We start from the raw sequence: 23,142 nt of genomic DNA on the forward strand, positions 1-23,142 counted from the left end.
TATGTCAGCGCGCGTTCCCACCTCACGGTTTTTTTCCCAGCAAGTGCTGCATGGCAGCCGTCAAGACCTGTTCAACTTCGGGGGCAACATTGGAAGATGTGGGACCTGTTTCGTAGCCGCCCTCGGGGTAGGCGGCGGCGGTGCCGATGTAGCCGGGACCGTAGTTGCCATAGGCGGCCATCATGACGTGGAGGTCCGGGCGCATGGCCTTGGCTGCGAGCTGGTATTCCACAAAGAGCTCGCCAGGCAGGTGCAGCATGCGTGAGTCGCCAACTTGAAGGCAGGTGATGTCGATTTCCTTCCCAGCCTTGCTCCGGCGCACAAAGGCAAGCTGGTCGGCAAAGGAGATGTAGCCTTTGGCTTCGGTGGCCTTGAGCTTTGCGATCAAGTCATCCTCGTTCAGCCGCGGGGACAGCGGCAGCTTCACAGGCACGCTGCCCCAGCCGATGTCTGTGGTGGCAAGCGGCTGCTTTGTGGTTTTGTCATAGGCCTCCCTCATGCCGGCAGCAAGACGGGTGGCGAGAATGACGCGGTTGCTCTGCGCACCGTCGTTGTACTTGCCTGCCGCGACATTGCCACCGGCACCGTTGAAGTGGACATGCAGCGCGGCATTCACATCCTGCCCGCGAATGAAGCGTGCGATGCCCGGAAAGTCCGGGCTGGGAATGCCGAGGCGGTAGTAGCTCTGCGGATGGCAGGCATAGGCGCTGAGCACCGCGATGGGTTTGTCTCCATTCCAAAAACTGAGGAGGGACACAACGGGGTCAATCAGCCCTTCAGGCAAGGCGATGAGGCCTTCGATTTTGCAACTGCTGCCGCGCATGCGGCCCACCTTTCCTTCGGGGGTGCGCTCCACGCGGCGGTTGGAAGCCACGTCCTTCACCACGGCCTCACCATAGCCATAATGCGTGGCAGGCTGCGCATTTGGCAGGGCCGCACGAATGGCATCTGCCGCACGCTGGATGACCTGCCGGTGAAAGGTGCCTTCAAAACGGGTGTAGCCTTTCACTCCTAGTTCCTGGATGATTTTCTCTGCTGTGAAGTCGCAACCGGGAGCGTCGTGCTGATGCAAGGTGTGCACAGCCACGCGACCAGGCACGGTGCCTGCTGCTTCCGCAAGTGCAGTGCGAAAAGCGTCATGCCCTTCATTGGCGATGCCGATCCAGTCCACGGCGCAAAGCACAACCGGCTGACCGCCCCCGAGGATGACGATGCCACGGCAACGCAGGGTGAGGTCATCCACACGCTTCACCGGGTCATAGGCCATGGCAGCGCCGAGCGGAGGCGTGGCATCCACGTCGAAGGTGGCGATGCGAACCGTCTCGGCCGCCCGAGCAACTGGCAGCATGCAGAAGATGGAGAGTAGGAACGCTGGAACGAGCAGTGCTTTCATGATGGGATGGTGAACAGAGGACAGGCAGCGCCGAGCATGGCTCAACGCTGCAAGGCAGTCTTTACATCACCGAGTCCCAGGAACATTTCTTTCCGCGTCTCATTGAAAAGATGCAGGCCATCAGCGCCCGCGGCATACACCTTGGCCGCGCGCGCCTCGTACTGCGCACGGGTGAGATGCTCGCTGGGCGGCGGTTTGAGCTTGCCAGCGGCGATGAGCCGATCCTCCTCGGCGGTGCGATCATGGCCTTTGGTGATCGCCTCCTCCCCAAAGAGCACCGCGCAGCCGCTGCCCTTCGCCATTTGTACAAAAGGCGCGATGTCAAAATCGTATCCGCCGAGGCCGTACTGGCCCACCACCAGGTAGTCGAGCAAGCCATCTTTCAGCCATGTGTTTATGTCGCAACCCCAGGTGGGATACTTCTGCCAGTCAATGCGCACCGAGAGGCCGAGGCGCTTGTTTTTTGCCCTGCCTGCTTCATTCAGGATCTGCCGCACTTCGCGCACAAATTCCGTCATGACGGCATAGCGCAGGGGGACCCAGCGTGGGTCATCCTGCCCCACCGTGGCGGCGTCCACGCCATATCTGGCCATGAACGCATCTGCCATGGGCTTCTCAAAACCGAAGAAAACCGGATGGCGCTGGAAGTCGAGATTGATGCCATCGATGTCCTGCTTCACGGCCTCGCGCAGGATGTTCAGCTTGAACGCGCGCACTTCAGGAAAGGCAAAGGAAAATCGGGCGGTGGGCTGGCCTTTGGCATCGGCCACACGGAATTCCGGATGCTCCCACCAGAAGGTGCTGTTGGCGTAGCGCGGAAAACTGCCGCCCCACATGTTTGCCGCATAGTCACCGTTCATCCGCAGGGAGGCATAGCAGGACAGCCCGGCCTCATGGCAGGCGTCTGCCACAATCTTCAGCGTGTTTTCTCCCGCATCCGCCATGCGCTGGAGGGTTTCGTGTGCGAGCTTGTCTCCACGACGTGGAAACTCCGTCATGCCCGCGCCGATCAACTGGGTGACTTTGCTCGGGTAGTTGGCGCGGCTGCCGGCGATGATGCACCATTCCATCACGGCCACCTGGGTGTCCTTGTAGGTCAGCATGGCCTGGCGCAAATCTTCGGCTGACTTGTAGCGTCCGCTGTGAAAGGCGCTGAAGCCGTCATCATTGACGACGAGAAGCCTGGCAGCGTTGTGCGGACGTGGAGGCTGCGCCGCGAGCAATGCCGGGGCAAACAAAGCGATGAACAGCAGGACGCGTTTCATAAGATCATTTTCACTGGCGCAAAGGTGGAATGGCATGACCTGCGGAATCCATGGACATCTGAGCCAACAGCCAGCCAGCAAGGACTTCGGCCAGTGGAGAGTCGTCTTCATTGTTACGCGAGATCATGGAAAGATCCTGCGCCATGATGAGGCGCCGGGCGAAGGCCTCCTGGCGGCGTTCCGCCGGGCTGAGCGCCGGCCTTGCCGCTGATGGCAGTGCCGCGACCACGTCCCACTGCTGCATGCCAAAGCTCAGGGACCAGTTCATGATCCATGAATAGCTGTGATGAAACTGCACCTGATTCTCCAGCGGCAGTTCCACGGGAACCGCGATGATCACAAGATCCTGCACTGCGCCACGCACCTTGCGTGCAGATGTCTCAAGCTGCGCCAGCGACTGGCCTTCAACGGGCCAGGATGCCACTTTGACGACTGCTTCGGGGAACAGGCGTTTTATTGCGGGTGTGATGAGCGCGTCATACGGCGGCATGGCAAGCACCTGGAGTGGCTGCCCTGCCTTGAGCTTTGCAAACGTGTGCGCCAGCGCAGGCGTGGGCGGCCCGACTTTCTGGAGCGATACGGAGCTCCCAGTGATGGCCTGTGCGAGAGTTTCGGCAAAGAGCTTATGCCCGGCCATGTTGGGGTGAATGGTGTCGCTGAGGAGAAGATCCCATTCAGCAGGATCAGCGCCGTGCACTGCCTCGAAGGCAGCGAAGCAGTCCGCAACCACGAGAGATTCGTCCTTCGCGGTTTCACGAATGGCCTGCGTGAATTCCGCGAGGCGGGCACAAGGCCGCTGCGGAGTTTCGACAATGGAGTTCTGTGTGCACAAGAGAACTTCGGCACCCGCATTGCGGCAGCGAGTGATCATCTCGCGGAGGTTCTTTTTAAAAACCTCCACCGAAGTGCCCACCAGATCGTTCATGCCAAACATGATTGTCACCAGCTGGGGTTTGTGCGAGAGAACGTCGGCCTCCAGACGTTTGAGCCCGCCCGTGGTGGTGTCGCCGCTGCGTCCGGCATTATGCACCGAGACTTGTGCCTGCGGGTAAAGCTGCTGCAACGCGAGCTGAAGCATTTCAGGGTAGGCCCTGCGCCCCCCGCTGTGATAATACACGCCGGTGATGCTGTCCCCGATGCAAACGATGCGCACCGGCTCCTTCCCTGCTGCCAGGAGCTCGGCTGTTTTTAGCGGAGCAGCCGCGATGGCAGAGGCGCAGCAGCAAAGGAGGAGTATGAGGAGGCGCATGCGTGTCTTCTATCATGTTAGGGCTGCTTCAGCCAGTCCAGGCTGATGCGGCGGATGCGCAGCCGGTTGAGCGCGCCGACTTTGCTGTCGCCTGCACAATAGCCGATCAGCATGGCATCTCCCACGAAGTGGATGGCGGTGTAATGGTAGATGCCTTCGGGGTCGCTCTCGATAAGCTTGCGCTGCGGCCAGGTTTTGCCACCGTCGGACGAGATGGCGGCGACGTAGGGATTGCGCTTCTTGGGCGGAAACGGAAACTTGCCGGAGTGGTCGTTGTAGATCGCGAGAAGGTCGCTGCTGCCAGGCAGAAGTTTGATGCTTGCGGGTCCGTTCGGAGATTTCATTTCCGTCGGCTCCGGAGGCGAAAACGTTTTGGCTGCATCCTTGGAGTAGAAACCGTACTGCGCGCCGCGATCCGTGCGGCACCAGGAGAAGAGGGAGCCGTCTGCCAGCTCGACGACGCCCGGTTCCTGCAATCCGCTTCCGCTTGGCACCGGCATGGCCCACCAGCTTGAAGACTCAGTCCATGTGGTGCCTTCGTCGTCCGAGTAGATCCACATTGCAATGGCTCTTCCGTCCCAGGATTTGATGGTGCTGGGATCGGTGCCACGGGAGCGGTGGAAGGCCAGCGGAATGACGATGCGGCCCTTGCTGGTCTGGATGACGCGGTCGTTGTTCATGACAAAGTAGCCGGGAGCCTGGAGGGCGAGCTTCGGCTCTGTCCAAGTCTCGCCTTCGTCGGTGGAGACGCGCATGTAGGGCCGGCAGTCGATCCAGCTGTTCTTGATGCAGTAAAACATGGCCAGCTTGCCGCTGGCAAGACGCAGCAGGGACACGCTCATCACGTTGTTGCCGCCGTTGTTTTCCACCACAGTCACGGGAGCGCTCCAGGTGCGGCCCTGGTCATCGGAATGAATCCGCACAATGCGCGCAGGGCTCTCATCGCGCGCGCCGCCGTAGAAATGCGAGTAGCAGAAAATGATGCGACCGGAGGCCAGAGTGGCAAAGGAGCCTTCCGAATTGCGCGGATTTTCCGGCGTGGGATCGAGATTGAAAGTGACGGTGCTTTCAGCACGGGCCAGACAGGCGAAGGCGAGACAAAGTGCGAAGAGTTTCATGAGTTCTGCGGAGAAGAGGCAGTCGAAACGAGTTGCCACAAGGCCTTGATTCTGGTCTGTTATCCAAACCAGATGTCTTCCGATGCCTCCACCAGCCCGCGCCTTCCGCAGCGTGTCTCGCTTGTCACGCTGACGGCGCAGAGTCTGCGGGAGTCCATCCTCGCGGGGCATTGGCAGGGCCACCTGCCTGGAGAACGGGAGCTGTGCGAGCGCCTGCAGGTAAGCCGGCACACGTTGCGCGAGGCACTGCAGGAGCTGGAGCGGGATGGCAGCGTGGAGGTGGCGGACCGTCAGCGACGGCGCATCAAACTGGCCGCCAAAGCCGAGACCCGAACGACGCGCTCACGCACGATCGCCCTCATCTCTCCACGCCCTCTGCTGGAGATGTCTCCCAGCACAGTGGTGATGGTCGATGAAATGCGCGACCAGCTCTCGCGCTTCGGCTTCAGCTTCGAGGTGCACGTGAGCACCGCCTGCTTTTCCGCCAAGCCGGCACGTGCGCTGGAGGCTCTGACGGCGCGCTCCCCGGCGGCGGCGTGGCTGCTGTTTGGTTCCCTGGCCCCGGTGCAAAGCTGGTTCATGCGCCAGCATGTGCCCTGCCTCGTGGTGGGTTCCTGCGCGCCGGAGATCAGCCTGCCCTCCATCGACACGGACTACCGCGCACTCTGCCGTCATGCCGGCGGCATGCTTTGCCGGAAAGGCCACCGCAACATCGCATTCATCCGGCCCACGGGAGATTACGGCGGAGATCTTGAGAGCGAGCAGGGACTGCGCGAGGCCCTGGCAAGCAGCCAAGCACCCGCCTTGCAGGTGATCCTGCACGATGGCACGGCCGCAAGCCTCTGTGCCACCCTGGAAAAAGCGCTGCACTCCTCACGACCGCCCACGGCTTGCGTGGTGGCACGGGCGCTGCATGTGGTGACGGTTTTGATGTTTCTTGCACAGCGTGGCAAACGCGTTCCGCAGGACATGGCGGTGATCTCGCGTGATGACGAAACCTTTCTGCAGCACACGGTGCCGGCCGCCACCCGCTATGCTTCAAACACCAGCCAGTTCGCCCGCAGTGTGTGCAAAGCAGCGCGGCAGCTGGCCGAGACCGGCACACTGCCTCCGCGGGCCATCCGCCTGATGCCGAAGCTGATTCGCGGCGAGACGCTGTAAGTGCTACCAGGCCGTCCACCCACCATCCACGGCGAGGTTCTGGCCGGTGATGAAAGAAGAGGCATCACTGAGCAGGAAAGTCACCGCCCCCGCGATCTCCGCCGCCTGCCCAACGCGCCCAAGCGGCACTTTTTGCGCGAGGCGCTCGATGAATTCCGGCTTCTGAAGCTGCAGCGAGGGATTGGGAAAGGGACCGGGGGAGATGCTGTTGCAGCGAACGCTTTGCCTGCCCCAATGCACGGCCAGATACCGCGCCATTTGCTGGATTCCAGCCTTGCCGACACCATACTCGATGGGGTTCGGGTTCATCGGAGCGGCATACACGGCGGGATCGGGCGAGACGCTGCCATACATGCTGGAAAACAGCACCATGCTGCCCCTGCCCTGCTCCGCCATCCGAGCCCCAACGGCACGAGCCAAGGCAAAGGTGGCGGTGAGATTGCCGTGGTTTGCCATGTCAAAATCCTCCGGTGTGAGATCATCGAAGCGTTTGGCTGTGGAGGCATACGTCATCACCACCAGCCCGTCGGGCACGCCGTGAGCTGAGATTTGAGCCTGAACAAACTCCTCCACAGCGGAGACGTCCGATGCATTGAGCGAGGCTGCAGCCACCTGCGCCTGCAAGCCGGCCTTGGCGACCATCTGCGCAGCACGGTCCTCAAGATCCACGCAAAGGACGCGGGCCTTCAACTCCGCCAGTTGTGCAATCACGGCAGCGCCGAGATAACCCGCGCCGCCGAAGACCCAGATGGAACGCTGGCTGAGATCGAAAGGATGATTTGGCATGCCGATGGAAGATAGTTCCCGGCACAAACGCAGTTTGCTTGCAGGATTCTATCTTCCAAGACGCTGGCGCGTGATCATTTCGCCACTTCTTTTTTCTTCACCGGGTAGGATCCGGGAGATTTGGCAAACTTTTGCATGCATTCGGTGCAGCAGAAAGACACAAAGCCTTCGTCCGTCTTCACGCGGTAGATCGGACGCGAAGCCTTGTGGTCCACCGGGCACTCGTCATTGATGGGCCATGCGGCGAACACGGTGGCGGTCATGGCCAGACTGAGGAACAGGGGAACAAGAATGGATTTCATGGTATGAGTCGGTGTGGAGTTGGTGCGCGTTACCCCATCAACGCACACCTCCCCCACCTTCATAGAGCATCGCAAATCCTGCCCATGGATGCGCAAAGCAGGCACAGTGCGGGGCTATTTCTCCTCAATGTCCCAGTAGGAAAGACTACCCCCCTGCTCTGGAGTCAGTGAGTCGATCCAGCTTTTTCCATCCGGACCGAGATCGCCTGAAGAGTGCCAGTCAACGGTGCCGTCCGGGCGTAGTTTTTCAGCAGCTACTGAGCCGTCATTGCGACCGATGAGGATTTTGCCACCAGGCCATGAGCGTCCACGCTTGCGTCCTGATTCTCCCGAGGCATCCCATCTCGGCGGCCAAGAAGCATTGAGTGCATTTTCCACGACAACAGGAATATCGCCAGCGGATGTGTCCGTTTGAGATTTTAGCAGCATCCAATGGCACTCGCCAGGAGTAAGAGCCTTGGTGAAGCCCGGAGCATTCCCAATCTTCCCATCGGGAACGAAAACGCTGTTAGAACAGCCAAAGATGCCTTCAGCCTCCACAATTCCCTCTTGGAACAGCCTGCGAAACGCTTGATTCGATGAAGCTGCCTTTTCGTAATGAACTGAATCTGGATAGGCTGAACCGTTGTTCCTGGCATACATTTTCAAGCTCATAATAATCTGCCTGCAGTTATTTACCCCTTCCGTCTGCCGACCTTGTCTGGAAACCATGGGAAAAAACGATGCAATCAGCATCCCGCCCAGCAAAACCACGGCCAGCACAATACTCCATTGCAGACACCCCCAGCGCCGTTCCGGTCTCTCATTCATGGGGATATTCCACCAAAACCACTCCTCCGCCGCAATCCCATTCGGAGTTTGACATACAACATTCCGCGTTTCCCCCGTTCTTTCCCGCTTGAACCCGCCTTCCCGGCGCGTTTATGACTCTCCGTTCCAACCTCATGATTTTTCTCGCCGATCTGCCCGCACCCAGCCGCTTTGGGGATTTCCTCATGGCCTTCCTGAGCATCGTCTTCGAAGGCGCTCCCTACATACTCATTGGAACGATCTTTTCGGGCATCATTGACGCCTTTCTGCCGGCGAAGCTGCTGGACCGGGTGCTGCCGAAGAGCAAGGTGCTGGCCACGCTGATCGCGGGTTTTTTGGGACTGGTGTTTCCGGTGTGTGAATGCGCCGTGGTTCCAGTGATCCGCCGGCTGGTGCAGAAGGGCCTCCCTCTTTCCTGTGCGGTGACGTACATGCTGTCCGCTCCGATCATGAACCCCATCGTAGCCATCAGCACGATGACGGCCTTCAAGGAGTTTCAGGGTCTGTCCGTGGCCACGGCTGGAAATGCAAGCATGACGATCGCGCGCCTCTCTCTCGGCTACCTAGTCGCGGTGATCATCGGCCTTGTGGTGCTGCGCTTCAAACCGGGCCAGGTGCTGCGGGCGAGCATCGCCAATAAGATCGAAAGCCTCGAGGCGGACGGCGGTCATGTGCACGCTCCTGCTGCGGGATTTAACGGCAAGCTGGTGCACGCCATGCGCAGCTCCATGCGCGACTTCCTGGATACGGCGATGTACTTTGCCATCGGCGTTGTGATTACTTCGGGCTTTAACACCCAGATCAACCAGTCCCTACTGAACACGGTCGCTGGCAATGACTGGCTGGCGATTCCCTCCCTCATGGGACTGGCCATCGTGCTCTCGCTTTGCAGCACCTCGGATGCCTTCATTGCCGCGCCGATGACGGCATTCTCCATGGCGGCCAAACTGGCCTTCCTGGTCTTCGGCCCGATGATGGACATCAAGCTTCTCTTCATGTACTCCAGCGTCTTCCAGCGCAAGGTGGTCGTATACCTGCTCGTGGGGCTTTTCGTCCTGATCGGTCTCCTTTCTGTGCCTTGGATGGACCTGATCCTCAAACTTCACACCAAATCCTAAACCGCCATGAGTGCCACCCGCACCCTCGTTCACCTTCTCAGTGTCGCCATGCTCCTGCTTTGGGGCGGCGTGCTGCTGTACTTTTACACCAGCGGCCGGCTGGTCAACTACCTGCCGCCGGACGGCATTTTCCGCCCGATGGTACTCGTGTCCGGCATCGGCCTGGCCGTGCTCGGACTCTTCAACCTGCTGACCATTGGAGCCGAAGACGCGGGCTGCGAAGGCCACGACCACGGCCACTCGCATGATGACCATGACCACGCCCACGATCATGATCACAAGGACTGCGGCCACGACCATGCGCACAAGCACGGTGGCTGCGGACACGACCACGGCCATGAACATCAGCACGGCGACTGCGGGCATGATCACGCCCATGAGCACAAGCACGAACACGGCACCTGCGGCCATGACCACGATCATGAGCACAAGGACTGCGGGCATGACCATTCCCACGATCACGCACACAAAGCCGGCTGCTGCGGGCACGGGCATCATCATCACGATCACAGCCATGAGGGCCACGCCCACGGCATTTTAGAGGAAAGTTCCTGGCCGGGCCGCATCCTCGTGCTGCTTATTCTGGCTGCACCGCTGTCCTGGGCTGCGCTTTCCACCCCGGATCAATACAGCCCGAATGCCATCGTCAACAAAGGGCTGTACGATCCGAATTACCAGGACACCTCACGAGCGGAGCAGTTCTCCCTGCAAAACAAATCCAAGGCTGCAGCGAAGCCCGAAGTGGCCGCCGTCATCACGACCACGAAACAAACCGATCTGCCTCCGGCCGCCACAACGACGGACAGCCCTCCTACAGCCACTGCTCCTGCAGCCACCGCGCCAGCCAGAACTCCGCCGCCCGGAGTCGCCACCGCCTCTGCCGCCGCTGCGGAGACCCAGACGCCGCCGAAATCCATGCCGCCTCCCGGACAGGCAGCGAAAAGCCAGGGCAGCTTTACCTTTGAAGACCTCAAAAAGCAGGTGCCGCAGAGCAAGGAAGGCAACTTCATCCTCGAAGTGCCCGAACTGTATTACACCGGCGGCGACACGGAGATTCAGAAGGTGCTGACCGGCCAGATGGTCGAGACCGTGGCGCAGATCCTCCCTGAAAAGGTCAACAACGCCGAAGGCCACCGCATGCGCATTTTCCGCATGCTCGTCCAGTGCTGCGCCGCTGATGCCCGCCCATACTCCGTCCCCATCGATTTCGGCAAAAAAGCCCCCGAGATCAAAGACATGACCTGGGTCAAGGTTGTCGGTAAAATGAACTACAAGAAGGAAGGCAATCAAACAGTTCCAATCATCGAAGCTACCAAGGTGGAAGAAACGACCGCGCCGGACAATGCGATGATTTACTAGATTCGCGCAGCCAGGACAGGTCCTGCACGGCATCTAGAACGTATGGCACTCCATGCTCCGCTCACGGCGGTGCCGTGAGGGAGAGGTGGGTAAACACGGACACGGAGCGATTGTCGGTGGTGGTGTCTCCCAGTTCGCCGTTGGCATTGAGGCCCCAGGCAAAGACACAGTTTCGGACCCAGACGTGCACGAGGTCATTGCCCGAGTGTTGTTGACCACGGTCAGATTCGTCCCGGCTAACGGAGCGATTCAGGCAACGCATGGCGCACACGCAGCCGCGCGAAGCCCCTTCTCGGCGTTCCTCGCTGCGGCAGCCTGAATTCTTCAACCTGGAATGACCCGGATTTACGGCACCTCGTAGGTGCCCAGCGCGGCCACATCGAAGCGCTTCACGCCTGCCTCATCAGCAATTTCGTTCAGCGCTTCCACTTCCGCGGTGCTGAAGAGCAGACCGCCAGCTTTGGCGGTGTGGGCGGCGTTCTGGGCTTCGGGCTGGCCGGGGAGCATGCAGGACTCATTACCGTGGCCGAGGATGTCGTCGATCACCACCTTCACGTTTTCATTGAAGCTGCGGCCGTTGGAGAAGAGGCCGGTGCTGATGGCGTCCGGGTGGATGACTTGGAAGTAGAAGGAGGAGGTGCGCTTCTCGCCTGCTGGAAAGGGCTTGGACTTGATGTCGGGGTGCGCACCGCCTCCGCGCAGGGTGGGGATGCCGCCGCCGATCATGCCGCCCATGACTTCGATGAGGAGGGAGAGGCCGTAGCCTTTATGCGCGCCGAAGGGGAGCAGCCAGGCGGCTTCGTTGGCGTCGGTGGTGGGCTTGCCGTCCTTGTCCACGGCAGCACCGGGAGGGAGGGGCTTGCCTTCACGCTTGAGCTGCTGCACGCGGCCCATGGCCACGGTGGAGGTGGCCCAGTCGATCACGATGGGGAAGCCGCAGGCGTCCTGCGTAGGCAGCCCCCAGGAGTGGGGATTGGTGCCGAGCACAGGGAACTTGCCGCCGAAGGGAACGACCTCACCAAGGGTGGAGGTGCAATTCGTGTAGGCGATGTAGCCTTTTTTGGCCGCATCCATGACGTAGCCGCCGCCCCAGAGGTAGTGGAAGGCATTGTCCACGCTGACCTGGCCGATGCCGTACTTGTCTGCCATCTGCATGCAGCGCTCCATGGCGCTGAAGGCGACGCTCTGACCGAGCTTGAGCTTTCCGTCCCAGGCCTCGCTGGCAGCAAAGGGCTTCTTGATCACTTCGATCTCCGCGCCGGGCTTGCAGCCGCCCGTGGCGCTGCCGAAGAGGTGGTCCAGGTGCAGGGCCTTGATGGCGTTGTGCGTGCGAATGCCGTGGGCCGAGGCCATCTCGCAAAATCGGGCGCCGTCCTCGGCCTCAGCCTGGGTGTAGCCGCGGTGCTGGTAGGCGGCGCGGACGAGGGCGTTGTGGGCTTCGGTGGGGACGATGTGGTACGTGGTGGGCATGGTTTGCCCGGATATTGGAGCATCCGCCGGGACACGCAAGAAGCAGAAATAAAGAAGGCTCCGTTCGGGTGAACGGAGCCTCCGAAAATCTCGATTGAGACCAATTTTGTCAGCCGGGCCTTATTTGGCGGCAGGCTTGAAGACGTTGTGACAGGCCTTGCAGTCGTTGGCCTTTTTGAACTCGCTGATTCCAGCGGTGTCTTTTGCCTTCACTTTTTGCAGAGCGGCAACCATGGCCTTGCACTTTTCCACCCAGGCAGCCTTTTCGCCCCTCGGCGGCGTGGCGGCGCAGATGGCCTGCACGCACTTGATCAAGGTGTCGAGCTCGGCGTCGGTGGCTTCGCCCTTGCCAACCTTTTTGGCGATGGCATCCTCGGGTTTCCAATTCTTCTTCATCGCGCCCTTGATGACGTCGTCCGCGCTGGCGGTGGCGAGGCTGGCGGCGATGCAGAGGAGGGTGAGTGCTGTCTTCTTCATGTGGTGTATGTAATGTAGGAGTATGTTAGGTTTGTCAGATGAGAGAGCCGCAGCGCGCACGGCCCTGAACATACGCAATCCAAGCAGCTTTTTTACCAACCGCCGGATGGCATTCATTCAGTTTATCGTTTTAGGCGGTTTCCATGTCGAAGGTCAATTCCCGATTTACATCGGCGCGAAATCTTCTCAAAACTCGGCGCGAGATTGGCCAAATCCCTTCGTTTAACGCCGCTCCCAGCCATGAAATCCATTCTCTTTCCCCTCGTCCTGCTCGGTGGCCTCGCCTCCGCCGCCGATACCGAGCTGCTGATCCAGCTCGGCCTCAATGACAAAGCCGGCACCGTCTGGGATGGCAGCATCAAGGTGACACCCGGGGAGGTATCGGAAGTCACGGGCTACCGCTTTGAGCAGCAGGATGGCGTCAAGGACAAGACTTCCTGGAAGGCATCCACCCGCACGCCGCAGGGGGCTGGTGCCAAGGGTGCGCGTGGTAACAATCCCAAAAAGATCGGCGGGATGGCCAAGCAGCTCGGCCCTATTTTTGAAAACGGGGTCTATGTAAAGCTCAAGGATATTACTCCCGAAAGCAGCGTGGAGGTCACCACCGCGCAGTGCAACGTAACTTTCAAACTGGGCGATGTGACGCCCGGCGAGGCGCTCGACCTCATGGATGGGCGCGTGGCAGTGCAGAGCACGGCCTTCAATCTGCGCAAGCTCTCTCCAGAGCGTACGGATGATGACTTCCCTGCCCTGGCCATCGGCCCGGATGGACACGGCTTTCTAGTTTACCAGAGTTTCACCCCCGGCCTGGACCGCGATGAACGCGCACGAAGACTGGAAAAGGAGCCGGAGGACTTCTCCTACCTCGCCACGCCCACGGGAGGCGACCAGCTGTGGCTGCACCTGCGCAAGGGGAACAAATGGGAGGAGGACCGCATCGCCGTCACGGAAGCCGGACGTGACATTTACAAGTCCGCCGTCTCGCTCGATGGCAAGGGCGGAGCATGGATCGTGTGGAGCGAGCGAGTGGACGGCAATTTCGAGGTTCTGGCGCGTCATTACACCCAGGAGAAGCTCGGGCCGGTGGAGAACCTCTCCAGCTCCCCGGGCAATGACCTCTGCCCTGTGGCAGCGCATTCCACGAAAGGCACGGTGATGGTGGCGTGGATGGCGGCGAAGGACGGCAAATTTGAGATCCGCACCCGCACCCATCAGGATGGAGCGTGGGCGGCTGCACAGACTGTTTCCAACAGCAGCGGCAACTGCTGGAATCCATCTCTCAGCGCGGATCCGCGCGCCGAGAGCAGCGGTCAGTTTGCCCTGGGCTGGGACACCTATGAAAAGGGCGACTACGACGTGTGGCTGTGCGTGCTTGGCGCGAATGGCAGCGGCCCTTTCAAGCCCATGGCCGTGGCAAACACCGCCCAGTATGAAGCGCGCGCCTCTGTGGCTTACGATCATCAGGGCGCGGTGTGGGTGGCGTATGAAAAAAGCGGAGAAACCTGGGGCAAGGACTGGGGCGCCTATGACAGCAATGACGGCATCGGCTTGTACCGCAATCGTGAAATCGGCATCGTGGTGTGGGACGGCAAGACGCTGCAGGAGCCGCAGGGAAGCATCGCCGATGCGATGCCGGGCGCCCAGGCCGCCCGAGCAGCTGGCAAAAAAGGCAAGGGCAAAGGCCGCGGCGCGGACGTCACCGCTCCAGCGCCTGCCAAAAGCCCTGAAGCTCCGGATGGACTCGCCTTTGAGCGTCCTGCCGAACGCCGAGGCGCACCGGGGGCGCACGCCGAAGCGACAGGCCCGCAGACCTACAACAATCTTGGCCGCATCATCTGCGACACTGAAGGGCGCATCTGGCTCATCGCACGCACGCGCTTAAACAGCTTCCGTGGCCCGCTGGGCAGCACCTGGGGCAGCGTGGCGGCTTATCTCGATGGCAAGGAATGGGTGGGTCCCATCACCATCCCCCACAGCGACAACCTGATGTACAATCTTCCCGCACTCGCGGCGGGACCCAAGGCCCTCTTCCTCGCGCATAGCAGCGATCACCGCCAGGACCGCATGGCCGATTTCAACCGCGCCAAAATCCCAGGTGGCAAAGGCGGCAATGCCTCTCTGGACGCAAGCAAGGACCCCTTTGACAATGATGTGTACTTCAGCCGCCTGAACGCGGCAGGCGCCGTGAAACCGTGCGAGCTGCGTCCCCTCACCGCCGCTGTGCTGGACAATCCAGCTCCCAGCAAGCGCACTACGGCGGAACGCGCGGAACTCAGCGCCATACGCGGCTATCGCTCCACCATTGCCGGCACGGAGCGGCAGATCCTGCGCGGAGAATTCCACCGCCATACCGAGATCAGCGGAGACGGCGCAAATGACGGCCCGCTGGAAGACATGTGGCGCTACGCCATCGACGCCGCTTCCATGGACTGGATCGGCAACGGTGACCACGACAACGGCGGAGGCCGCGAGTACACCTGGTGGCTCACGCAGAAGACCACGGACGCCTTTTTCCTGCCCAAGGCCTTCACCCCCATGTTCAGCTACGAGCGCAGCGTGAGCTACCCCGAAGGCCACCGCAATGTGGTCTTTGCCCAGCGTGGCGTGCGTACCCTGCCCCGCCTGCCCATCAGCGACGCCCGAGTGCACGAACCCGCCCCGGACACCAACATGCTGTACAAATACCTCAAAAAATTTGGTGGCGTCTGCGCCAGCCATACCAGCGTGGGCAGCATGGGAACGGACTGGCGCAACTGGGGCGGAGAATTTGAGCCGATGGTGGAAGTCTACCAGGGCGCACGCCAAAACTACGAATACCCCGGCTGCCCCCGCTGCCCCACAGAGAACGACGCCATTGGTGGCTGGGAACCGGGCGGCTGGATCAGCGATGCCTTTGCCAAAGGCTACCGCTTCGGCTTTGAAAGCAGCAGCGACCACGGCAGCACCCACATCAGCTACGCCATGATCCTCGCCGAGGACTACAGCCGCGAAGGCATCATCAAAGCCATGCGCCAGCGTCACACCTACGGCGCCACCGACAACATCATCGCCGACAGCCGCTGCACTGCCGCCGACGGCAAAGAGCGCATGATGGGAGACGAATTCTCCGTCAAAGGCGCGCCCACCTTCAAGCTCAAGCTCATCGGCACCATGCCCTTTGAGAAAGTCACGATGGTCAAGGACAACGTCGAAATCCCCATGACCATCGCCAAGGAGAAAACCATCGACATCACCTGGACCGATCCGAAGCCCGAGAAAGGCAAGACCAGCTACTACTACTTCCGCGGCGAGCAGACCAACGGAGAGCTTGTGTGGGTCTCGCCCATGTGGATCACGCTGGAATGATGAATGACCACTGAACCCAACAAACGCTGGACAAGACGGCTGCTGGCTGTCGTGGACGGCGTTTTATTTGGCTGGTTTTTGCTTATCGCTCACTATGCAGCGGGAAATTTGATTCAAATCTCCGAGTTTGTCTGGCATCCAAAACCTGAAGACCTTCAGCCGCGTCTGACGCTTTGGGTGCAATACATTTTCCCCGAAGAAACATGGTCGATGTTGTCTGGCATCCTGGCTTTTAGCCTCGGCTTCGCGCTCATCAGCCTGACTTCAAACGAAGCGCTTCCAAGCCGCTTGTGTCGGTGGACCTTCACAGTCGTAATAACGGTTCTTTTTGCACTTTCTCTGCCTGCAATGTCAGCATTCAAAAATCTGATCAGTAACGCAGATAAGTTAAAGTCAGATGAAGTACTTTTTGTTGCCCTCGCCCTTGCTCTGCTCGTCTATGGCATCATCCGATGGCGCCGCTTTCAACAACCTCAGGCATGAAGAGCTTCTGCTTTTGGGCAGCATTCGTCCTCTGTCAGTCCGCCTTCTCCCACCCTGCGGACCAGAGCGAGATGCGCGTGCGCCCGAAGCCGCACCAGCTGGAGATTCGATTCACATTCAATCTCCTGACGCTCACAAGGTTTGTGGGCATCGACACGGATGGAGACCAGAAGATCAGCATGGCGGAACTGACGGCGGCGCAGCCGCGCATCGCGGAATATCTGAACAAGCACGTGCTTCTGCGAATCAATGCCCAGGAGGCCACGCTCGGTTCTGGGGTGCGTTTTGAGGCGCTGTGGCCGGAGCCGGCGCAGACGCCGCCGATGACGGAGCCGGACTATTCCGCGCGGAAAATGGATGTGACCTTCACGCAGGTCATCTATGGCAAACGTCTTGAGGACTTCTGGCTGGGCTTCGAGATCTTTGAGCAGACCGGACCGATGCAGACGATCCGTGGTGTGTTTGAGCAGGACGGACGCGTGACCGAGGTGCCCTTCAGTGTGCAGGAACCCGAGTACACCTATGACACCGAATATGCTGATGATCCTTTCGAGCAGGAGGCGGACAAAAAAGCCGCCAGTGCTTCCATGACCAGCCCGGCTCCTGCCCCTGCCCCGCCCGCCGCAACACTGGCCCCGGCCACGCTGGCCGCTCCCGCAGCCACAATGCCCATGGCTGTGCCTGGTGGAGGATCCGGAGCGGTGAAACCGTCCGCGGCAGTCGCGTCTGCACTGGAGTCGGCGGTAGCTTCGGAGCCCAGTGACAAGCGCTGGTGGATGACCCGCGCTGTGGTGCTGATGATCCTGCTGGTGCTGGGGCGCAAGATGCAGCTGAGCGCCCGCTCCCGCGTGGTGAGCACCCGCCGCCGCCCCCGTCCCAGATAATGCTCGTTTCTTCCCTCGCCCAAGGAGCCGCGATCAAGCGGCGCCTTTGGAGGCTTCGATCTGGGCTTGGTATTCTCCCCGGATCTCGGCGATCTGAGCTTTCAGCGTGGTGATTTTTTCCATGAGGTTTTGTTCATCAAGCGCGGCCTGCTTGACCCGTGCATCCCAGCTCGACTGTGCCTCCAGGGCCTCTGTGGTCTGCACCGCTCCTTCGTCCGAACCGGCGAGCAACTGCGCACGGCTGCGCGCACGCAGCTCCAAGGTGCGGGAATTCTGGCGCAGCAGGTGCAGGCGTGTTTCCTCGCGTTGAAGTTCTTCCCGCAGGCGGCCGAGCCCGCCGTTCAATCTGCCTTCGCCAAGGGAGGACAAACCGGCGGCGTTCGCGGAGGCGAGCGTCGTGCTCGAAAGCTTCGCACGCAGAATGGCAGCCGGGGCATCCGCTGCAAAGGCGGCCGGCGCTGGAGAAACGGGCTCCAGTTTGCTCGCCTGGAACTGCTCCACCAGGTGGCGCAGTGCGCCGAGAGTCATGTGCACTTCGTGCATGGCATTGCGCGCTTCCGCAGAGTCAGGCTCGGCGGTCTGCTGCTGTTTCAGGCTCCGGTCCATCCTCTCCTTCCAGTCAAGCAACGAAGTAATCTGCGACTCCCAGCCAGCGAGCTGCTGACGCGCGTGCTGGATGCGCGATGAAAGCTCCGCGCTTTCCTGATCGTGCACGCGGCGGGCTTCTTTCGAAAGAGAGCGCAGTTCGTCGTACATGCTGCGCTCCTGCTGCGCCGAGGTGGTCAGCGTCGCAATCTCCTCACGCAGGTCTTTTTCCTGGGCGGTCAGCAGTTCGACCTGCTGACGGGATTCGGTTTCCTGATGATTGACGGCATCGCAACGTGCAGTGGCGGTGGCGAGCTGCTGGGTGGTTTCGCTCAGCACGGAGTCGAGCTGAGTGCGGCGCTGGGATGCCGTCTCCACCTGCTGCTTGAGATCTGCCAGATGCTGCTCGGCAGCCGCCACGTTGGCCTGCCGTGAAGTCAGCGCTTCGAGAGTGACCTTGATGTCATGCGCCAGCGCAAGCTCCTGCGTCACGGCATCGAGCGCTCCGCGCGTTTCGAGCAGCTTCTGCTCCTGGCCGGCCAGAGTGACACGAGTGCTCGTGAGGCTGTTTTCGGTCGTCTGCACCCGGGACTGCAGTTCGGAAAGCTTGGCCGTGGTCTCCGTCAGGCAGACTTGCTGCTCGGCAAGTTCCTTGCGCACGGTCACAACGCTGGCAGCGGCGGCCTCGTGCTCCTGCTGCGCCTGCCGGGCCGCTGCGGTGGAAGTTTCACGCTCCTGCTCACGGCGGGCGATCTGCGCTTCGATCTCACGCAGGATTGCCTCCTGGTTTTGCTGCCGCATGAGCAGATTTTCCACCTCGTGGTTCAGGGCGGTGCGTCTCTCCTCCACCTGCTGGCATTCGGAATGCGTCTGCTGCAGGCGAGTCGTGGTGGCGTCCAGTTCTGTCTGGCGCGTCTCAAGGCGAATGCCCACCTCTTCATGCTGCTGGCCGAGGCGTTGAAGCTCGATCTCCGCACCGATGCGCTCCTGCCGCAGCTTTTCGAGTGCGCTGGTCTGCTCCAGGGTCTGCGTTTCAAGCTGCCTCGACTTCTGCTCCAGGGCGTGTATGCGGTCGCCAAGAATGGCTTCCTCCTCCGTGCGCACCTGCAAGGTCTGATTCAGTGCGCTCAGGCGTCTTTCTGCGGCTTCACACTCGCTCTGCGTGTTCTGCAGTTTCTGCTGCGTGCCGGCCAGTTCGGCGCGGCAGGCTTCGACCGCATCTGCCGTGGTCTGCCGCGTGCCTGTCAAAACGACAATCTCCGCACCGAGAGAGCGATGCTGCTCTCCCAGTTCTGCCAGCGCACTTTCCTTCTGGCCGATCTGTTCCTGCAGTTCCTGGCGCTTGGCTCCGAGGTCCGCCACCTCCTGTTTCAAAAGCTGCATCTGCGCAGCGACCCCGGCTTCCAGCCGCTGTTGCTCGGCCACCGCACGCCCCAGATCTGCCAGCTGGGATACAGCCTCCGCACATTCATTGAGGGTGATGCCGAGCTTTTCCTCCGCTCGGACGAGTTCTTCCCGCCGTGCGAGCAAGGTCTGTGCAGCCGCCTTCTCGCGGTCGCGCAGGTCTTCCATTTCGATCTGGCTTTCCGCACGTTGCTGTCGGAGAAGAAGCAAGGCTTCCTCATGCTGATCCGCCTCGGCATGAAGGTCATTGAGTGCCGCCGCCGCCGCCTCGCGCTGGTTGGCGAGGTCGCTGATGGCATTTTCGAGATCGGTGTGGTGCCGGCCGGTTTTTTCCACCGCCTGCCGAATCTCCTGAAGCCGTGCCCGCTCGTCCGAGATGGCACCCCGGGTCAGATTCAGCGAGGCCTCGCTCTCGCGGCACTGCGCAGTGAGCTGTGAAAAATTTTGCTCCAGCGTCTGGTAGCGCGCGGTCAGGTCCACCACATGCCCCGTGGCTCTGCTGCCTGCTTCTTCCAGATAGTTCAGGCGCTCCTGCTTAAGCTTTACGTTCGCTTCGATCTGCTGCGCATTCACTTCCAGCCGCGCGATGTTGATCGTGAGTTCCTGCTGCCGAGTCTCGTGCCGCACCACGGCGCCACGCGCCTCGACGATCCGCTCTTGCTGGCGGGTCACTTCATCGATCGCCTTCTGCAGCAAATCGGAAAGCTCCGAACTGCGTTCATTCAGCAGCGCGGACTCGGCCTTCAGACCGGACAGCTGCTTGGATGCGGCGGCCACCTGCGCCTCCATGGCCTGCTTGTGCCCTTCCCACTCGCTCACCTGCTGCTGTGTCTTCTCCAAACGGCCCTGCTCCTGCAGGTAGCGGTTGTTGATTTCCTGCAACCGGCCCTGCAGCAGCTCACGGTGCCCGTTCAGCTTGGACAGCTGCTCATTCATGCTGGCCTCCAGGCTGAGAAGGCGGTTCACCTCGGAAGTCTTCTGCTCATGCAGCCGCGTCATCTGCTGCAGCTCCAGTGCACGCGCCCGGTGCTGCCCCTGCACAGACTGGAGTTCTGCATGCCAGCGCTCGTAAGTAGCCTGCGCGTCGGCTGCTGCGGCGGAGAATTCCACCATGCGTCCTGCCGAGATGCCGGGGATGGCCGAAGCCTTTTTTTCCCGGCCATTTTCCAATTCAAAAGCGAGGTTACTCATAATCGTTTCCGTTGCAACAATTTGTAAACTTACATCAATATTTTGGAATGGTTAAGGGAATTTTTTGAAATTCTTCGCCCCAAGCATAAAAAATGTGTGACCACAGCTCGATCATGCTGGCGGTTGGGTTGGGTTGTGGAGTGGCTGCTCAACCTGACCGTCAGAAAACGTCCGAGCCTTCAGCGTCCTTTCTCGCAATAGAGGCGCACGCCATCGGCGCACATGGACGTGACGTTGGCGTCCTCCCCTTTGCGCCAGAGCGCTTCATCCACGCCCGCCGCCATGGCGATGGTGTGCTCGGCAGCGGCGTACCGGCTGCGATTTTCCTCCGTGCTGACACCCGCTTTGAAATCAGCAGCCACGCGCTCATAGACTTCAGAGACGCGGTCCCGGTAGTGGCTTAGATGCCATTCCACATCATCCACTCTGCCAAAATGAGTGAGGTAAAGTGTTTTGAAATTTGCCGCCAGCAGGCGCTGAAGCGACCGCCCATAAGCGACCGGGTCAAACTGCGGTGGCGCAGCGGTCACGGAAAGGTAGCGGCTGTGTTCCAGGCGCATCCCAGCCACGTCGCCCGTAAAACAAACATCGCCAATCAGAAAGGCATGATGATGCCGCGCATGACCGGGCGTGTCCCAGGCGATGATCTCGACCTCGCCAAGCGGCACCTTTTCACCGTCCTGCAAAGCCACCACGCGCTCCGCGGGCGCAGGCAGCATCTCGCCCCACAGGGTATCCATTTGATCACCGTAGACCATGCGGGCGCTTTCGATCAGTTTGGATGGATCAATCAGATGCCGGGTGGCATTCGGGTGACAGTACACCGTGGCCCCCTGCTGCGCGAACCATCCGGCAGCCCCGGCATGATCGAGGTGAATGTGGGTGACGAAGACCTTCTTGATCGCCGCTTCATTCACACCCGAGTTACGAATCGCCGCACGCAGCGTCTCCAGTGTGGAGCCTGGCCCCGTTTCAATCAGCGCATATTCCCCGCCGCTTTCCACCAGGAACGAAGCGATGAGGCCGGGAATGCCGATGAAGTGGAGATCGAGGGTGTGGATGCGCATGAGGGGAGGTCTTCAAGGTGGCGGAGCCAGCCGCGAGGTCAAGACGCCGCAGCCGTCTCATTCAAAGCTTACCACTCGAGTGGACCCACAAGGTTATTTCCGAAGCCTCTCGGCTTGTTCGCCCCTCCAAAAAGGTGCGGTCTGCCATATGGACGCGAATCTTCCTGGTCTTGCCGGAGTAGAGGAGGCGATGTTTGCGATCATAGCAATGGACGTAAAACTCCAGCAGGTACGTTCCCGGCTTCTCGATTCGTTGCCCCAGCATGATGGCGTCATGCTTACCAATCAGAAACGCGTCCGTTTCCTTTTCCTTTTGCACCAGGACCTTGATCTCCGTGGCATCGTGTCTTGCACGCTCCAGCTCTGAGGTGTCAGCCCAGAAGATGCAGACAAGAGTGCGTGGCATTGACTGTCCATGGGAGTTTTTGACAACAAACCCCACATCACGCCTGTGGCAGTTTTCCCAGAGCTTGAGTTCCGCCTCGTCACGGGTTCTGACCGTGACCGAAATCGGCTGATCATGCCTCGCTTCAAAAAGCGGAATTCGCGATTCATGGGACTGGCAGCTCGCCATGAGGCATGCAAGCAGCAAGGACTTGAGCGCTTTCTTCATGAAGTGCTTGCGAGGCTGCGATAAGAACGTTGGGAAACCCGACTTGCAGGCAGAAGCGCCTGCGTCACTTCCCTTACAGCAAAAAGCCCCGCCTGTCATGGCGGGGCTTAAAGTCTGATCATGGACCGCGCCTTGACGGCGCAGCCGCTGCTCTAGCGCATCGCTTCAAAGCGCTTCTGCAGAATCTCCTTCTGCGAAACACCGCCGAGCTTGGACTGGGTGTCGTCGATCCACTTCTGCTCCAGCGCATTCTTGGTGGGGCGGTTGACCTGGTAATAGACGCCGAATTTTCCAGGAGCGAGATTTTCGGCCAGCTTAAACGCGGCTGTTTCGTCGGTGACGTCGTGCTGCGTTTCGTCGATGAGGTCGTAGGTGCCACCTTTGCGGGGTGTGCTGTCGTCAAAGGCACCGGCGTAGAACATGACGCACTCGCTGAGGCACTCCACCACGCTGAAGCCATCATGCAAAATGGCGCGCTCAAACATGGCCTCCATGTGCTTCACCTGCGCGGCATGAGTGCGGGCGATGAAGGTGGCGCCGCTGGCGAGGAGCTGGCGCATGGGGTTGATCGGGCGGTCGATGCTGCCGGTCGGATCGGTCTTGCTCTTGAAGCCGATGGGGCTCGTCGGGCTGGTCTGCTTCTTGGTCAGGCCATAGACGAAGTTGTCCATGATGACGTAGGTGAGCTTGATGTTTTTGCGCGCAGCGTGGTTGAGGTGGTTGCCGCCGATGGAGAAGCCGTCGCCGTCACCGCCGAAGACGAAGACGTGCACGTCGGGACGGCTGAGGGAGATGCCGGTGGCGAGGGGCAAAGCACGGCCGTGGATGAAGTGGATGCCGTGCGTGTTCATGAAATACGGGAAGCGGCTGGAGCAGCCGATGCCGGCCACGCAGACGATGTTTTCATGGGGATACTGCAGCTTCTCCAGCACGCGGTAAAAGATGTTCAGCACGGCGAAGTCGCCGCAGCCGGGGCACCACGTCGGGTGGTCGGCGGTAAGGGCTTTTTTCGTGAGCTTGTCCGCGGCAGGAGCGGCGGGGGTGTCGATGGCGGTGGACATG

At 60.6% G+C, this 23,142-nt stretch carries 20 protein-coding genes; 6 read left to right on the plus strand and 14 right to left on the minus strand.

Translation table 11 applies throughout. The features are described from left to right. Positions 1-22: 22 nt before the first annotated feature. Genes ACILSO_RS07070 through ACILSO_RS07085 form a run of 4 tightly spaced genes read right to left on the minus strand, consistent with a single transcriptional unit; the run spans position 23 to position 5,025 of the window. Positions 23-1,393 (minus strand): hypothetical protein, encoded by a 1,371-nt coding sequence (locus ACILSO_RS07070; RefSeq protein ID WP_395736676.1) that lies wholly within the window; start codon positions 1,391-1,393, stop codon positions 23-25. Between the two features lie 41 nt (positions 1,394-1,434). Beyond that, the gene (locus ACILSO_RS07075) at positions 1,435-2,658 is read right to left on the minus strand and encodes a family 10 glycosylhydrolase (RefSeq protein WP_395736677.1); all 1,224 of its coding nucleotides are present in this window, start codon (positions 2,656-2,658) and stop codon (positions 1,435-1,437) included. A gap of 10 nt (positions 2,659-2,668) precedes the next feature. Beyond that, complete coding sequence (locus tag ACILSO_RS07080; RefSeq protein WP_395736678.1) at positions 2,669-3,907, minus strand: SGNH/GDSL hydrolase family protein; 1,239 nt, start codon at positions 3,905-3,907, stop codon at positions 2,669-2,671. A 17-nt stretch (positions 3,908-3,924) separates the two neighbouring features. After that, positions 3,925-5,025, minus strand: a complete 1,101-nt coding sequence (locus ACILSO_RS07085; protein ID WP_395736679.1) for a sialidase family protein — start codon at positions 5,023-5,025, stop codon at positions 3,925-3,927. A 72-nt stretch (positions 5,026-5,097) separates the two neighbouring features. Between ACILSO_RS07085 and ACILSO_RS07090 the strand changes: the two genes are divergently transcribed. Continuing rightward, positions 5,098-6,186, plus strand: a complete 1,089-nt coding sequence (locus tag ACILSO_RS07090) for a substrate-binding domain-containing protein (protein ID WP_395736680.1) — start codon at positions 5,098-5,100, stop codon at positions 6,184-6,186. 3 nt (positions 6,187-6,189) lie between these two features. On the opposite strand, the gene ACILSO_RS07095 is transcribed toward ACILSO_RS07090, so the two are convergent. From ACILSO_RS07095 to ACILSO_RS07105, 3 genes are all read right to left on the minus strand, one after another. Further along, positions 6,190-6,972, minus strand: a complete 783-nt coding sequence (locus ACILSO_RS07095) for an SDR family oxidoreductase (RefSeq protein ID WP_395736681.1) — start codon at positions 6,970-6,972, stop codon at positions 6,190-6,192. Positions 6,973-7,046: 74 nt separating this feature from the next. Continuing rightward, entirely contained in the window at positions 7,047-7,274 is a 228-nt protein-coding gene (locus tag ACILSO_RS07100; RefSeq protein WP_395736682.1) for a hypothetical protein, read from the minus strand. 114 nt (positions 7,275-7,388) lie between these two features. Beyond that, entirely contained in the window at positions 7,389-8,084 is a 696-nt protein-coding gene (locus ACILSO_RS07105; RefSeq protein WP_395736683.1) for a hypothetical protein, read from the minus strand. Positions 8,085-8,218: 134 nt separating this feature from the next. Between ACILSO_RS07105 and ACILSO_RS07110 the strand changes: the two genes are divergently transcribed. Together ACILSO_RS07110 and ACILSO_RS07115 are read left to right on the plus strand one after the other, a co-directional pair. Continuing rightward, on the plus strand, positions 8,219-9,202 hold the full coding sequence (locus tag ACILSO_RS07110) for a permease (protein ID WP_395736684.1): 984 nt from the start codon (positions 8,219-8,221) through the stop codon (positions 9,200-9,202). 6 nt (positions 9,203-9,208) lie between these two features. Next, the gene (locus ACILSO_RS07115) at positions 9,209-10,561 is read left to right on the plus strand and encodes a hypothetical protein (RefSeq protein ID WP_395736685.1); all 1,353 of its coding nucleotides are present in this window, start codon (positions 9,209-9,211) and stop codon (positions 10,559-10,561) included. A gap of 61 nt (positions 10,562-10,622) precedes the next feature. On the opposite strand, the gene ACILSO_RS07120 is transcribed toward ACILSO_RS07115, so the two are convergent. From ACILSO_RS07120 to ACILSO_RS07130, 3 genes are all read right to left on the minus strand, one after another. Next, positions 10,623-10,751 (minus strand): hypothetical protein, encoded by a 129-nt coding sequence (locus ACILSO_RS07120; RefSeq protein WP_395736686.1) that lies wholly within the window; start codon positions 10,749-10,751, stop codon positions 10,623-10,625. 155 nt (positions 10,752-10,906) lie between these two features. Next, on the minus strand, positions 10,907-12,031 hold the full coding sequence (locus ACILSO_RS07125) for an Ldh family oxidoreductase (RefSeq protein WP_395736687.1): 1,125 nt from the start codon (positions 12,029-12,031) through the stop codon (positions 10,907-10,909). A gap of 120 nt (positions 12,032-12,151) precedes the next feature. Further along, a complete protein-coding gene (locus ACILSO_RS07130) occupies positions 12,152-12,508 on the minus strand; it encodes a hypothetical protein (RefSeq protein WP_395736688.1) in 357 nt (118 codons plus the stop codon). Positions 12,509-12,748: 240 nt separating this feature from the next. Here ACILSO_RS07130 and ACILSO_RS07135 point away from each other — a divergent pair, with 240 nt between their 5' ends. Genes ACILSO_RS07135 through ACILSO_RS07145 form a run of 3 tightly spaced genes read left to right on the plus strand, consistent with a single transcriptional unit; the run spans position 12,749 to position 17,220 of the window. Next, complete coding sequence (locus ACILSO_RS07135) at positions 12,749-15,853, plus strand: DUF3604 domain-containing protein (protein ID WP_395736689.1); 3,105 nt, start codon at positions 12,749-12,751, stop codon at positions 15,851-15,853. Between the two features lie 3 nt (positions 15,854-15,856). Then, positions 15,857-16,336: a hypothetical protein gene (locus tag ACILSO_RS07140; protein WP_395736690.1), complete on the plus strand. Its 480-nt coding sequence runs from the start codon at positions 15,857-15,859 to the stop codon at positions 16,334-16,336. Continuing rightward, entirely contained in the window at positions 16,333-17,220 is an 888-nt protein-coding gene (locus ACILSO_RS07145; RefSeq protein WP_395736691.1) for a hypothetical protein, read from the plus strand. Before ACILSO_RS07140 ends, ACILSO_RS07145 begins: the two co-directional genes overlap by 4 nt. Positions 17,221-17,253: 33 nt before the next feature. Here the strand turns inward: ACILSO_RS07145 and ACILSO_RS07150 are convergent, their stop codons facing one another. From ACILSO_RS07150 to ACILSO_RS07165, 4 genes are all read right to left on the minus strand, one after another. Further along, entirely contained in the window at positions 17,254-20,400 is a 3,147-nt protein-coding gene (locus tag ACILSO_RS07150) for a hypothetical protein (RefSeq protein ID WP_395736692.1), read from the minus strand. Between the two features lie 179 nt (positions 20,401-20,579). Then, positions 20,580-21,467: an MBL fold metallo-hydrolase gene (locus ACILSO_RS07155; RefSeq protein ID WP_395736693.1), complete on the minus strand. Its 888-nt coding sequence runs from the start codon at positions 21,465-21,467 to the stop codon at positions 20,580-20,582. Positions 21,468-21,528: 61 nt separating this feature from the next. Next, positions 21,529-22,080: a hypothetical protein gene (locus ACILSO_RS07160; protein ID WP_395736694.1), complete on the minus strand. Its 552-nt coding sequence runs from the start codon at positions 22,078-22,080 to the stop codon at positions 21,529-21,531. A gap of 152 nt (positions 22,081-22,232) precedes the next feature. After that, a complete protein-coding gene (locus ACILSO_RS07165; RefSeq protein ID WP_395736695.1) occupies positions 22,233-23,141 on the minus strand; it encodes a thiamine pyrophosphate-dependent enzyme in 909 nt (302 codons plus the stop codon). Between the last annotated feature and the right edge of the window lies 1 nt (position 23,142).

Origin of the sequence: Prosthecobacter sp., from assembly GCF_044226605.1 — a bacterium.
Lineage (GTDB): Bacteria > Verrucomicrobiota > Verrucomicrobiia > Verrucomicrobiales > Verrucomicrobiaceae > Prosthecobacter.